Origin of the sequence: Paenochrobactrum gallinarii (assembly GCF_014205685.1) — a bacterium.
GTDB lineage: Bacteria > Pseudomonadota > Alphaproteobacteria > Rhizobiales > Rhizobiaceae > Paenochrobactrum > Paenochrobactrum gallinarii.
In genome coordinates this window covers 29,338-41,392 of the sequence record NZ_JACIIU010000012.1, presented here as the reverse complement: position 1 = coordinate 41,392, position 12,055 = coordinate 29,338, and the positions used below count along the sequence as shown (strand labels likewise).

At 50.1% G+C, this 12,055-nt stretch carries 14 protein-coding genes; 10 read left to right on the top strand and 4 right to left on the bottom strand.

From position 1 onward, the window contains the following. The first annotated feature begins 191 nt into the window (after positions 1-191). Both fabI and FHS77_RS11515 read left to right on the top strand, forming a co-directional pair. Complete coding sequence (fabI, locus tag FHS77_RS11520; protein ID WP_184223497.1) at positions 192-1,010, top strand: enoyl-ACP reductase FabI; 819 nt, start codon at positions 192-194, stop codon at positions 1,008-1,010. 10 nt (positions 1,011-1,020) lie between these two features. Then, complete coding sequence (locus FHS77_RS11515) at positions 1,021-1,611, top strand: histidine phosphatase family protein (protein WP_184223495.1); 591 nt, start codon at positions 1,021-1,023, stop codon at positions 1,609-1,611. 10 nt (positions 1,612-1,621) lie between these two features. Here FHS77_RS11515 and FHS77_RS11510 read toward each other — a convergent pair whose 3' ends face one another. Both FHS77_RS11510 and FHS77_RS11505 read right to left on the bottom strand, forming a co-directional pair. Beyond that, the gene (locus FHS77_RS11510) at positions 1,622-2,071 is read right to left on the bottom strand and encodes a Dabb family protein (RefSeq protein WP_184223493.1); all 450 of its coding nucleotides are present in this window, start codon (positions 2,069-2,071) and stop codon (positions 1,622-1,624) included. Between the two features lie 75 nt (positions 2,072-2,146). Beyond that, on the bottom strand, positions 2,147-2,398 hold the full coding sequence (locus FHS77_RS11505; RefSeq protein ID WP_184223491.1) for a DUF1344 domain-containing protein: 252 nt from the start codon (positions 2,396-2,398) through the stop codon (positions 2,147-2,149). Between the two features lie 296 nt (positions 2,399-2,694). Here FHS77_RS11505 and aroC point away from each other — a divergent pair, with 296 nt between their 5' ends. The 3 genes from aroC to FHS77_RS11490 are packed head-to-tail and all read left to right on the top strand — an operon-like array spanning position 2,695 to position 5,059. Further along, on the top strand, positions 2,695-3,786 hold the full coding sequence (aroC, locus tag FHS77_RS11500) for a chorismate synthase (RefSeq protein WP_184223489.1): 1,092 nt from the start codon (positions 2,695-2,697) through the stop codon (positions 3,784-3,786). A gap of 53 nt (positions 3,787-3,839) precedes the next feature. Further along, on the top strand, positions 3,840-4,799 hold the full coding sequence (locus FHS77_RS11495; RefSeq protein ID WP_184223487.1) for a histone deacetylase family protein: 960 nt from the start codon (positions 3,840-3,842) through the stop codon (positions 4,797-4,799). A 5-nt stretch (positions 4,800-4,804) separates the two neighbouring features. Continuing rightward, positions 4,805-5,059 (top strand): exodeoxyribonuclease VII small subunit, encoded by a 255-nt coding sequence (locus FHS77_RS11490; RefSeq protein WP_184223485.1) that lies wholly within the window; start codon positions 4,805-4,807, stop codon positions 5,057-5,059. On the opposite strand, the gene FHS77_RS11485 is transcribed toward FHS77_RS11490, so the two are convergent. Continuing rightward, the gene (locus FHS77_RS11485) at positions 5,056-5,577 is read right to left on the bottom strand and encodes a DedA family protein (RefSeq protein WP_184223483.1); all 522 of its coding nucleotides are present in this window, start codon (positions 5,575-5,577) and stop codon (positions 5,056-5,058) included. The genes FHS77_RS11490 and FHS77_RS11485 overlap by 4 nt on opposite strands. A 77-nt stretch (positions 5,578-5,654) precedes the next feature. Continuing rightward, the gene (locus FHS77_RS11480; RefSeq protein ID WP_184223481.1) at positions 5,655-5,915 is read right to left on the bottom strand and encodes a GlsB/YeaQ/YmgE family stress response membrane protein; all 261 of its coding nucleotides are present in this window, start codon (positions 5,913-5,915) and stop codon (positions 5,655-5,657) included. 156 nt (positions 5,916-6,071) lie between these two features. Between FHS77_RS11480 and FHS77_RS11475 the strand changes: the two genes are divergently transcribed. From FHS77_RS11475 to FHS77_RS11455, 5 genes are all read left to right on the top strand, one after another. Continuing rightward, positions 6,072-6,659 (top strand): YidB family protein, encoded by a 588-nt coding sequence (locus FHS77_RS11475; protein ID WP_184223479.1) that lies wholly within the window; start codon positions 6,072-6,074, stop codon positions 6,657-6,659. Between the two features lie 127 nt (positions 6,660-6,786). After that, positions 6,787-7,719 carry a pirin family protein gene (locus tag FHS77_RS11470; RefSeq protein ID WP_184223477.1) on the top strand — a complete coding sequence of 311 codons (933 nt, stop codon included), beginning with the start codon at positions 6,787-6,789 and terminating at the stop codon, positions 7,717-7,719. 195 nt (positions 7,720-7,914) lie between these two features. Beyond that, positions 7,915-9,831 carry a 1-deoxy-D-xylulose-5-phosphate synthase gene (dxs, locus tag FHS77_RS11465; protein WP_184223475.1) on the top strand — a complete coding sequence of 639 codons (1,917 nt, stop codon included), beginning with the start codon at positions 7,915-7,917 and terminating at the stop codon, positions 9,829-9,831. Between the two features lie 62 nt (positions 9,832-9,893). Then, entirely contained in the window at positions 9,894-10,658 is a 765-nt protein-coding gene (locus FHS77_RS11460) for a TlyA family RNA methyltransferase (RefSeq protein WP_184223473.1), read from the top strand. Then, entirely contained in the window at positions 10,655-11,884 is a 1,230-nt protein-coding gene (locus FHS77_RS11455) for a class I SAM-dependent RNA methyltransferase (RefSeq protein WP_184223471.1), read from the top strand. The genes FHS77_RS11460 and FHS77_RS11455 overlap by 4 nt, the downstream gene beginning before the upstream one ends. Positions 11,885-12,055 lie beyond the last annotated feature (171 nt).

Below are 12,055 nucleotides of genomic sequence, written 5' to 3'. Positions count from 1 at the left end.
TGCCTTGGAAAATGCCGGTTCCGCTTTGAACCGGCATTTTTTAAGGATTTCATAGGAATGAATCCTCATCATCACCAGCAATGATGATCGTGAGGATTTGTTTTTTCATGTCATTTCACTCACATTGCTTGAACCTTGAGCCTAGCTGTGCAATAGGGCAAGTAGTGAAAAATTTCGATGAGGACCGGTGTATGACCGCAAAGTCTGGGTTGTTGCAAGGCAAACGCGGATTGATTTTGGGCGTAGCCAATAATCGGTCAATCGCCTGGGGTATAGCAAAAGCTGCTCATGAGGCGGGGGCTGAACTGGCTTTCACCTATCATGGTGATGCTCTTAAGAAGCGCGTAGAACCACTGGCAGCAGAATTGGGCGCATTTGTTTGCGGCGATTGTGATGTTGCTGATGGTGCCAGCATTGATGCAATTTTTGAAACATTGGAACAGAAGTGGGGCAAGCTTGACTTCGTCGTGCATGCTATCGGCTTCTCTGATAAGGATGAGCTGACAGGTCGTTATGTCGACACGTCAGAAGCCAACTTCAACAACACCATGTTGATTTCAGTTTATTCGCTGACAGCGATTTCGCGTCGTGCAGAAAAACTGATGAAGGACGGCGGCTCCATCTTGACGCTGACCTACTATGGTGCAGAAAAAGTTATGCCTAACTACAATGTTATGGGCGTGGCAAAGGCTGCTCTTGAAGCCAGCGTTAAATATCTGGCAGTGGATTTAGGCCCGCAGAACATTCGTGTTAATGCGATTTCCGCAGGTCCGATTAAGACGCTTGCTGCTTCCGGCATTGGTGATTTCCGCTACATTCTGAAGTGGAACGAGTATAACGCACCACTGCGTCGTACCGTGACCATTGATGAAGTGGGTGATGTCGGTCTGTACTTCTTGTCAGATCTTTCCCGTTCGGTGACCGGCGAAGTCCATCACGCAGATTCGGGCTATCATGTCGTTGGCATGAAAGCTGTCGACGCTCCGGATATTTCTGTCATTAAAGATTAAAGGTGTCGCTGTGACCCGGGAAATTATTTACTTTTCGCGTCACGGCGAAACTGACTGGAATGTTTCACAACGCGTTCAGGGTCAGCTTGATATCGACATTAATGATAATGGCAGATCTCAGGCCGACCGGAACGGGTTGATGCTGAAAGAACTGATCGGCACTGCCGACGGTTTTGATTTTGTTGCAAGCCCTTTGCGCAGAACGCGCGAAACGATGGAGCGTATCCGTCGTGGTATGGAGCTTGATCCTTCCGCATACCGCACCGACCCTTTGCTGATGGAAGTCAATTTTGGCGACTGGCAGGGCTTTATGCTGGAAGATATCGCGAAAAAACGCGATGATCTCATCCATGAGCGTGCCCACGACAAGTGGAACTTTGTGCCGCCGGGTGAATTTGCTGAAAGCTATCAGATGCTGTCAGAGCGCATCCAGAAATGGATTGCGACTGTTGATCAGAAAACTGTTTGCGTGACCCATGGCGGCTGCATTCGCACACTGTTTCATGTCTATGGTGGTTTGGACGGCCATGATGCAGCCAATCTGATGATTCCGCAGGATAAAATCCTGAAGCTGGAAAATGGCCAGCTGAGCTGGCACTAAATTTCTTTAACTAGTCACGAAAATCAAAAACAAGCGCTCCTTGAATATCAAGCAAGGGGTCGATCAGCTTTTTGAAATTGTGATGGGTGGCATCGTAAAATTGCGGGTTATGAACCAGCGGTTCTCCGACATAATAATTACGGTCGCCCTCGGAGTTAAACGTGACAATAAAGCCAAGCGTGAAGCCTTGGCTCACACATTCACCGCTTATCTGTTCGCCAAAAGAGATGGATTGAATATAGGGCTTGCCATCGCGCAGGCAGTGCTGTTGCAGGTTTTTAAACTCTGCAACGATCTGATCTTTCTGCGCTATTGTCACATCAGCTTTAAAGCGAAACAGAACAATATGTCTGATCGTGCCGGATTTATAATCATTCTTTGTAAATTGAGCTGCGCCGACACGGTTTAAATCTTGCCTAAGCTGGGCTTCTGCCGGTAATGCTTGGCTGATTGCTGCCATGAAAATATCTTTTAAAAAATGTGAAGGTTAGCTCTGCCGCTCATACGCGCAGAGCTGTGATGTAAATTCTCACAATCAAGGGGCATCTTGCAGGTCGGTGACATAGCGCACATCATCCACCTGATCATAAAGAATGATAACCTTCATGCCCGGTTTGATAAAGCTGTAGTCAAACTCGTCAGGCAGTTGGTAGCGTTTATTGTCATCAAGTGTGATGGTTTCATTGGCTTCATCGATGGAGCGTATTTTACCCTCGACATCTTCTGCCATCACGCTGGTGGTGAAAAGCGATACAATAATAAAGGCAAGGCCGAATAGATATTGCATGTCTGCGCCTCTTTTTTGTGTTGCTGACCGGTTGCTGCGATTCGGTCATTGCGGCACGGTCAGAATATTTTATGATAACATTTTGCTGTGCCAGCGACTTACTCAATTTTAGTCGTAGATTGGATTGTCTCTGTTTGCCTGTATATTGTGTCAAAATGAGAGTTTTAACGGGGTTAAATCAGGGAAATAGTACTGAAATGGCAGCATTTGATTGTCGCTTGTTTGACCTTGAGGCAAAAGCTTCATAAAACCAGTTCAGTCATATTGTACCGGCACATATAATTCAGGCAGCACACATGTCTCACAATAGTTTCGGCCATCTTTTCCGCGTTACCACATGGGGTGAAAGCCATGGGATAGCTTTGGGCTGTGTTGTTGACGGATGTCCTCCGGGCATCACTTTTACTGAGGCAGAGATCCAGACTTATCTCGATAAGCGTAAACCGGGTCAGTCTAAATATACCACACAGCGCCGCGAGCCGGATCAGGTGCGCGTGCTTTCGGGCGTGATGCTGGGTGAGGATGGCGTGACCATGACCACCACCGGCACACCGATTTCGATGATGATCGAAAACACCGATCAGCGCTCAAAAGATTATGGCGAAATCGCCCGTCAGTACCGTCCGGGTCATGCCGATTACACCTATGATGTCAAATATGGCATTCGTGATTATCGCGGTGGCGGACGCTCATCAGCACGTGAAACGGCAGCCCGTGTGGCCGCCGGTGCTATCGCCCGCAAGATCGTTCCGGGGTTGAAAGTGCGCGGCGCATTGGTTGCCATGGGGGTGCATGATATTGATCGCAGCCGCTGGGATTGGAATGAAGTGGATAATAATCCGTTCTTCACACCTGATGCCGGTTCGGTTGAAGTGTTTGCCAATTACCTTGATGGTATTCGCAAATCCGGTTCTTCCGTTGGCGCTATTCTGGAAGTGGTGGCTGAAGGTGTGCCAGCCGGAATTGGTGCACCGCTTTATGCCAAACTCGATCAGGATATTGCCAGCAATCTGATGTCTGTCAATGCAGTTAAAGGCGTTGAAATTGGCAATGGTTTTGAAGCTGCCCGTTTAACCGGCGAGCAAAATGCCGATGAAATGCGCGTGGATGCGGATGGTAATCCGCATTTCCTTTCCAACCATGCCGGCGGCATTTTGGGTGGCATTGCAACCGGCGCGCCGGTAGTTGCCCGCTTTGCAGTGAAGCCTACATCTTCCATTTTGACGCCGCGCCGCTCAGTTGATGCAGATGGTAAGGAAGTGGATGTGGTGACTAAAGGTCGTCATGATCCGTGTGTCGGTATCCGTGCCGTGCCGATTGGTGAGGCAATGGTGGCCTGTGCAATAGCCGATCATTATCTGCGCCATCGCGGCCAGACCGGCCGCTGAATCAAATTCTCCGTGTTTTTATAGAAATCACTGAATTTTAAGAGGTTTTCTCTATGGCGACACGGCTTTATTGGCACGATGTTTTTCTCCAGCATCTGACACCGGCTGGTCATCCTGAACGGCCGGATCGCCTTCGCGCTTTGTTGAGCATGCTGGATGAGGGTGACTTTTATAATCTTGAGAGGGTGGAAGCACCATTTGGTGATGAAGCGACCATCCTTTTCGCGCATAGTGAAAAATATGCCGAGATAATTAAAAATCAGATCCCGCTTTTTGATGATGCAGATGCGGGATCAGACAAGCCTGAACCGATCATTAAAATTGCCAATGACACTTATGTCAGCCCGCAAAGCTGGCAGGCAGCTTTAACGGCGATTGGCGCGGCCAATGCAGCCGTTGATGATGTATTTAGCGGTCAGGCAGATAATGTGTTTATTGCGTCACGTCCGCCTGGTCATCATGCCGAGCCGGAAGAGGCAATGGGTTTTTGTTTCTTTAACAATGCCGCCATTGCCGCCCGCTATGCACAAAAGCGCTATGAGGCAGAACGGGTCGCGATCATTGATTTTGACGTGCATCATGGCAATGGTACGCAAGCAATTTTTGAAAATGATAAAAGCGTACTTTATTGCTCCACCCATCAGGAGCCGCTTTTTCCGGGCACCGGACATAAGAATGAGCAAGGGCTTGGCAATATCGTTAATGCGCCTTTATCGCCTGAGAGCGGAAGCCGAGAATTTCGTGAGGCAATCAAGACCCGTATTTTGCCGGCGCTTGATAATTTCCGTCCCGATTTAATCCTGATATCTGCGGGCTTTGACGCGCATTATCTTGATCCGCTGGCGCAAATAAACTTGGATGAAGGTGATTTTGACTGGGTAACCGGCAAAATTATGGAGCGGGCAGATCGTTTTTGCGCTAATCGTTTAGTGAGCATATTGGAAGGCGGTTATGATTTGCAGGGTCTGTCAGTGTCGGCAGCAGCACATATTAAACGCCTGATGGAAGGATGAGCGAAATGAATGCAGAACAGCAGAACGCAGATATTGCACAAATGAGCTTTGAGCAGGCGATGGAGCAGCTGGAGCGTATTGTTGAAGATCTGGAACGTGGCGATGTTCCGCTGGAGCAATCTATCCGCATTTATGAACGCGGCGAAGCTTTAAAAAAACATTGCGATACATTACTGAAATCGGCTGAAGATAAAGTTGAAAAAATCCGCATTGGCCGTGATGGTCAGGCGGTGGGTACCGAGCCGCTTGATCCGGCTTAACTCCATAAAGATTTAATATAAGCCGCTAGGGGTGCCAGCGTCCCGCCAAACAGATAGGGGCCTGCACCCCAAACGGCAGTCCAGCCGAGTGCGTCGATGATATTAGCGCCTAAAAAATGCGAAAAACGCATATGCATGGAACCGGCGATAATGCCGTTAAGCTGGCGCAGGATGACAACAAAACGCGCTGTGGCGACCATATAAATGCCGCGTTTTTCAAACTGTTCTTCAAAGCTTTGCAGGCGTTCAGGTGTGAGTTTGATATGGCTGCCGTAACGCTCTAATAATTTGCGCCCGCCAAAGCGTCCGATCAGATAGCCGGTGCAGTCACCCAGTACCGCAGCAGTAAAACAAGCGATCAATATGGCTGGCAAGCTTAAACTGCCTTTGAGTGCGAGAAGAGAAGCGGCAATCAACGCGCTTTCTCCCGGCACTGGTACGCCGAAAGATTCAAAATAGATAATGATAAAAAGAGCCAGGGCTCCATAAGATGCCAAATAGGGTTCAATATATTGCATTTACACTCTGGCAGTTTGGTTCGAAAAGATGATCCGGCGTTTATGGCCGGATCATTATAAAAATAATCTATAGGTGATTATCTTAAAGTGCGTTTGCCGGTGATGGCATGATAAATCACCAATACGATAATCGCACCGGCGACGGAAACAATCAGGCTGTAAATATTCAATCCTGTGACACCCTGCTCGCCGAAGGCGGTGAACACCACCCCGCCGATGATGGCGCCGAAAATGCCCAAAGCGATGTCAAACAACATACCTTGGCCACTTTTATTCACTATTTTACTGCCGATAAAGCCTGCAACGAGACCTAATATAATCCAACTTATAATAGACATTGGTTTTCTCCTAAAAAATAGGCAATGCGATGGATACAGAGCAGAAATTTTCACAACACTATCAGATTGGCAAGGCATAATACTTGCCAGATCCGAATATTGGCATAGGATCAAGCATTATAGATTATTAAATTATAGCCACAGGAGTTTTTTATCATGGGAATGTCTGACAATAATTCACCTAAATCTCCGGTGCCGGGCGGTAGTCTGGCAAAGCCAGTTTTAGTGGCGCTTGGCGCGTTGCTGGTCGGGCGTATGCTGAGCGGCAAGCATGATGAAACGAATGAAGCGCAGACCATTGAACCGCCTGTACAACCTCAAACGGAAGACAATAATTCCGGTGGCTTGCTCGGCGCGGTATTGGGTGGTCTTGGCGGGTTGCTGGCCAGTGCCGCGGGCGGTGCGGCTGCTTCAACGCCAACCGCTGGCGGTACTACAGGGCTTGGTGGTGTTCTTTCCGGTGGCCTCGGCGGATTGCTGGATCAGCTGACGCAGGCCGGTCACGGCAGCAAGGTGGAATCATGGTTGGGGCAGGGCGAAAATGCCGCCATTCAACCCGATGAACTCGGCAGTGCTATCGGCCAGAAAACACTAAGCGAAATTGCCCAGCAGGCTGGTGTTAACGAGCAGGAATTGCTGGCACAGCTTTCCAATGTTTTGCCAGGTGTTATCGATAAGCTGACGGCTAATGGCAAGGTGCCGGATATGCATGAGATTGCACAACTCTTGCAAAAACAGCCTTAAAACTAAGGCCAGTTCAGTTAAAGCACTTGTGCTTGTTCTGATAATTCCCACATATCCACTTCAGAGATCATGCAGCATTGAATATGCTGCATGATGATAATGCTTCTTTAAAATGAGAGGTTGCAGCATGAGCTTTTTCCCCGGTGAAGATCCGGCCATTGGCGATAAAAAGGCTGTCGATCTGATTGAAACTTTGATTATTCCGCGCACCAGTGATGTTGGCGGGCTTGAAGTGCGACGTGCTTTGCCAACCGCCAAGCGTCGCTTGGTCGGGCCTTTCATTTTCTTTGACCGGATGGGGCCTGCCATTTTGCGTGCCGGTGATGCGCTTGATGTGCAGCCACACCCCCATATCGGGCTCTCTACCGTCACTTATCTTTTTGATGGTCATATCAAACACCGAGATAGTCTCGGCACAGAAATGGTGATTTCGCCGGGTGATGTGAACCTGATGACTGCCGGACGCGGCATTGTGCATTCCGAACGCTCGCCGGAAGAATTGCGCGGGCCGCCATTGTCCATTTCCGGTGTGCAGACATGGTTGGCGCTGCCGGAACACTTGGAAGATATGAAGCCGGATTTTGCCCATACGACCAAAGCTGATTTGCCGGAAATGCGTGACAAAGACTTTTCCGGTCGGTTGATTATGGGCGGTTTACATGGGCTGAAATCACCCGTGCATCAATATAGCGATACGCTTTATGCCGATATCCGGATTGAGGCGGGTGGACGCTTCCATATTCCGGCGGTGGCTGAAGAGCGTGCGATTTATATTTTGGATGGCAGTGTGAATATTGCCGGCGATGTTTTCGGCTCCAATCAGCTGCTTGCCTTTCGTGAGGGCGATGACATTATCGTGAATGCTGCACCGGGTGCTAATGGAGGTTCGGCGCATATTATGCTGTTTGGCGGCGCAAGTCTGAATTCAAAGCGTTATATCTGGTGGAACTTTGTTTCATCATCAAAAGAACGCATTGAGCAGGCAAAAGAAGAGTGGCGCACCGGAAAGTTCGATATAGTTCCCGGCGATGAAGAAGAGTTCGTGCCCCTGCCGGAGTGAAGCGGCAGAATGTATCTTGTTGGAGTACAGCCAGCAAATGATACCCTGCCGGAATAAGTAACAGCTTAGAAATAAGCCTTAGGATAAAAGCTCTGTCATGCTACTAAGCCCACCAATTAAGGCTGTCAGACCTTTGAAGCTTGCCATAATCTTATGGATTCTATAGGCAGGTGTCCAAATAGGCGGAGAATTATCATGACACGACCTGTCACCCCCTTACTTGATCAGGTGAACATCCCTTCAGACTTGCGCGATCTGCCCGAAGCAGAACTGCCGCAACTGGTCGATGAGTTGCGTGCCGAACTGATTGATGTTGTTTCGACAACAGGTGGTCATTTGGGCGCTGGCCTTGGTGTGGTGGAACTGACGGTTGCTTTGCATCACGTGTTTGATACACCGCATGACCGTATTATCTGGGATGTGGGGCATCAGACCTATCCGCATAAAATTCTGACAGGGCGTCGTGATCGTATCCGCACCCTTCGTCAGGAAAACGGGCTTTCGGGTTTCACCAAGCGCTCTGAAAGTGAATATGATCCGTTTGGCGCGGCGCATTCTTCCACATCGATTTCGGCCGGCCTCGGCATGGCTGTGGCCAGCGAACTTTCAGGTGATGCACGTAACGTCATCGCGGTGATCGGTGATGGCTCAATGTCGGCTGGTATGGCTTATGAAGCCATGAACAATGCCGGTGCGCTGGATGCCCGCCTGATCGTTATTCTCAATGATAATGATATGTCGATTGCCCCGCCGACAGGTGCGATGAGTGCCTATCTGGCACGCCTCGTATCTGGCCGCACCTATCGTTCACTGCGTGAAAATGCCAAGCAACTGGCTAAAAAACTGCCGAAATTCTTGCAGGATAAAGCGCGTAAATCTGAAGAATATGCACGTGCTTTCTGGACAGGCGGCTCACTGTTTGAAGAACTTGGCTTTTATTATGTCGGGCCGATTGATGGTCATAATCTTGATCATTTGCTTCCCGTATTGAAAAATGTCCGTGACATGCAAGACGGGCCGATCCTTATTCATGTTGTGACCCAAAAGGGTAAAGGTTATGCGCCGGCAGAAGCGGCCGCAGACAAATATCACGGCGTGAACAAGTTTGATGTGATTACAGGGGCGCAGGCCAAACCACCGGCAAATGCACCAAGCTATACCAAAATTTTCGGCACCAGCCTGATTGAAGAAGCACGCCACGATGACAAAATCGTAGCGATCACTGCGGCTATGCCGGGTGGAACCGGCATTGATCTTTTTGGTGAGGCTTTTCCAAGCCGGACTTTTGATGTCGGTATTGCCGAGCAACATGCGGTGACTTTTGCCGCAGGTCTGGCAAGTGAAGGTTTTAAGCCATTTGCCGCGATTTACTCGACATTTTTGCAGCGTGGTTACGATCAGGTTGTGCATGATGTTTCCTTGCAAAATCTGCCGGTTCGTTTCCCGATTGACCGCGCGGGGTTGGTGGGAGCGGATGGTGCCACCCATGCAGGCTCCTTTGACACAGGCTTTTTGGCAGCTCTGCCGGGCTTTGTGGTGATGGCAGCATCCGATGAAGCAGAGCTGCGCCATATGGTGCGCACCGCCGCTGAATATGACGAAGGCCCGATTTCATTCCGCTATCCGCGTGGTGATGGTGTCGGTGTTGAACTGCCGGAGCGCGGCTCAGTATTGGCAATCGGTAAGGGACGCATTGTGCGTGAAGGCAGCAAGATAGCGCTCCTCTCATTCGGCACCCGTTTGCAGGAATGTTTGGCTGCTGCCGATGTGCTTGATGCAGCCGGGCTTTCGACCACTGTTGCGGATGCACGTTTTGCCAAGCCGCTGGATCAGGATCTTATCCGCCGCTTGGCGCGCGAGCATGAAGTGCTGATCACCATTGAAGAAGGTGCAATCGGCGGTTTCGGCACGCATGTGTTGCATTTTCTGGCGCGTGAAGCTTTGCTTGATGGCGGTTTGCGGGTCCGTACACTGACATTGCCGGATGTGTATCAGGATCATGCTAAGCCGGAAGTCATGTATGCTAATGCCGGTCTTGACCGTGCAGGGATTGTCCATGCAGTTTTTGCCGCGCTTGGCCGTGAGGAAATTGCCGCACCTTTTCGCGCCTGATCATGCCGCTTTGTGACGATTGGCCACTTGCTTAAAATGCTTGGCTGCGTCATGAAAGCGCGATGAATGATATGAGTGATCCTTCCGCCCGATTGCGTCTCGATCAGCTATTGGTTGAGCGAAAGCTTTTTGCCACGCGTTCGCGTGCGCGGGATGCTGTCGCACGTTCAACTGTGCAGGTCGACGGACAGGTGGTTGCCAAGCCGGGTGCGCTGGTGGCGCGCAACGCAGATTTAAGTGTTGATGATCCGGCAAGCAGCTATGTCTCACGGGCAGCGCTCAAACTTATTGCAGGGCTCGATCACTTTGAATTGGATGTGAAGGGTCGCTTTGCACTTGATATCGGCGCTTCTACTGGTGGCTTTACACAAGTACTGCTGGAGCGCGGTGCTGCTCATGTGGTGGCGGTTGATGTCGGCCATGATCAATTGCATAAAAGTCTGGCGTGCCATAAAAATGTGACCAATCATGAGGGCTTAAATGCCCGCCATTTGGATTTCAGTCATCTGGATGGCCATGCGATTGATTGTGTGGTGTCTGATGTCAGCTTCATTTCGTTGAAACTGGCTCTGCCGCAAGCATTGCAATTGGCGGTTCCCAATGCCATTTGCGTGTTACTGGTGAAGCCGCAATTTGAAGCCGGACGCGAGGCCATCGGCAAAGGTGGCTTGCTGCGTGATCCGTCACAAGGCCCCGTTATTGCAGAGAATTTGCGCGATTGGCTGAATATGCAAGCCGGCTGGCGCGCATTTGGAATATGTGTTTCCCCCATTGAAGGCGGAGACGGTAATTTAGAATATTTACTGGCAGGAATAAAAGACCAATGAGCACACGCGTAACAATCAGCTCGGTAGGCGCAGGCGGCGATGGTGTTGCCATGACCGCCGATGGTCAGGTTTTCGTGCCGTTTACACTGGCGGGTGAAGTAGCCAATATTGCGCGTGATAAAAATCGCGGCACCGTCATGTCTTTGCTTGAGCCCTCACCAGAGCGTCAGGCCGCAGTGTGTGTGCATTTTGAAGATTGCGGCGGTTGTTCTTTGCAGCACTGGCAGGCCGAACCGTATCAGGCGTGGAAGCGCGGACTCGTCGTGGCTGCGCTTAAAGGCTTTGGCATTGATGTGGAACCGGAGCCATTGGTGGCTTGTGCGCCTTATAGCCGCCGCCGTGTGGTTTTTGCTGCCCGCAAAACTGAAGGTGCGATGCTGCTGGGCTTCAATCGTCATTTGAGCCACGAGATTATCAATATCTCTGAATGCGTGGTGGCCGTGCCTGAAATCACCGATCGGCTGGAAGATTTACGCGGCCTTGCTTCTGTCATCGCGCCCGGTTCCAAGCCTTTTAAATTAGCGGTAACAGTTACAGCCTCCGGCCTTGATATTGCAGCACAAGGCTGCGGTTCGCCGGATGACAAAACACGGCTTGCTTTGACCGAATATGTGGTGGCGCATAAATTCGCGCGCCTTGCCTCTGACGGTGAAATTATTGTTGAACCCAAAAAGCCGCTTATTCATTTTGGCAAAGTTCCGGTCAATATTCCGTCTGGCAGCTTCTTGCAGGCAACGCAAGCTGCTGAAGAAACGATGGTGGAACTTGTCACCAGACATATGGGCAAGTCTAAAAAGACCGCCGACCTTTTCTGCGGTGTTGGTACATTTGGTTTGCGTATTGCCGAGAAAAATGCCGTTCACTGCATTGAAAATGATGCGCCGGCTTTGGCAGCCCTTGATCGCGGTATTCGTCATGTGCAGGGCTTGAAGCCGGTGACAGTTGAGCGTCGCGATCTGTTTCGTCGTCCGCTTCTGGTGCGCGAATTGACGCCTTATCAGGGCGTTGTGTTTGATCCGCCACGCGCTGGTGCTGAGGAGCAGGCGCGCGAACTGGCAAAGTCTAAAGTCACAAAAGTTGCAGCGGTTTCGTGCAATCCGGTGACATTGGCGCGGGATTTATCCATTCTGGTTAAAGGTGGTTATAAGATCGACAAGATCGTGCCGGTTGACCAGTTCCTGTGGTCATCACATGTGGAAACAGTTGCTCTGCTGACCAAGAAATAAGATGAACATTTCGTTGACTTAAACAGCGATTTCGCTTCTAATCTTAAAAAGACAGCCGATAGCGGCTGTCTTCAACTGAAGGAGATTTATGCGCAGCGTTCTTATTGTCGGATTTTCGATTTTGGCCATGGGCTCAAAATCACAATAAGTATTGCCCGAATTTTGGGTAGT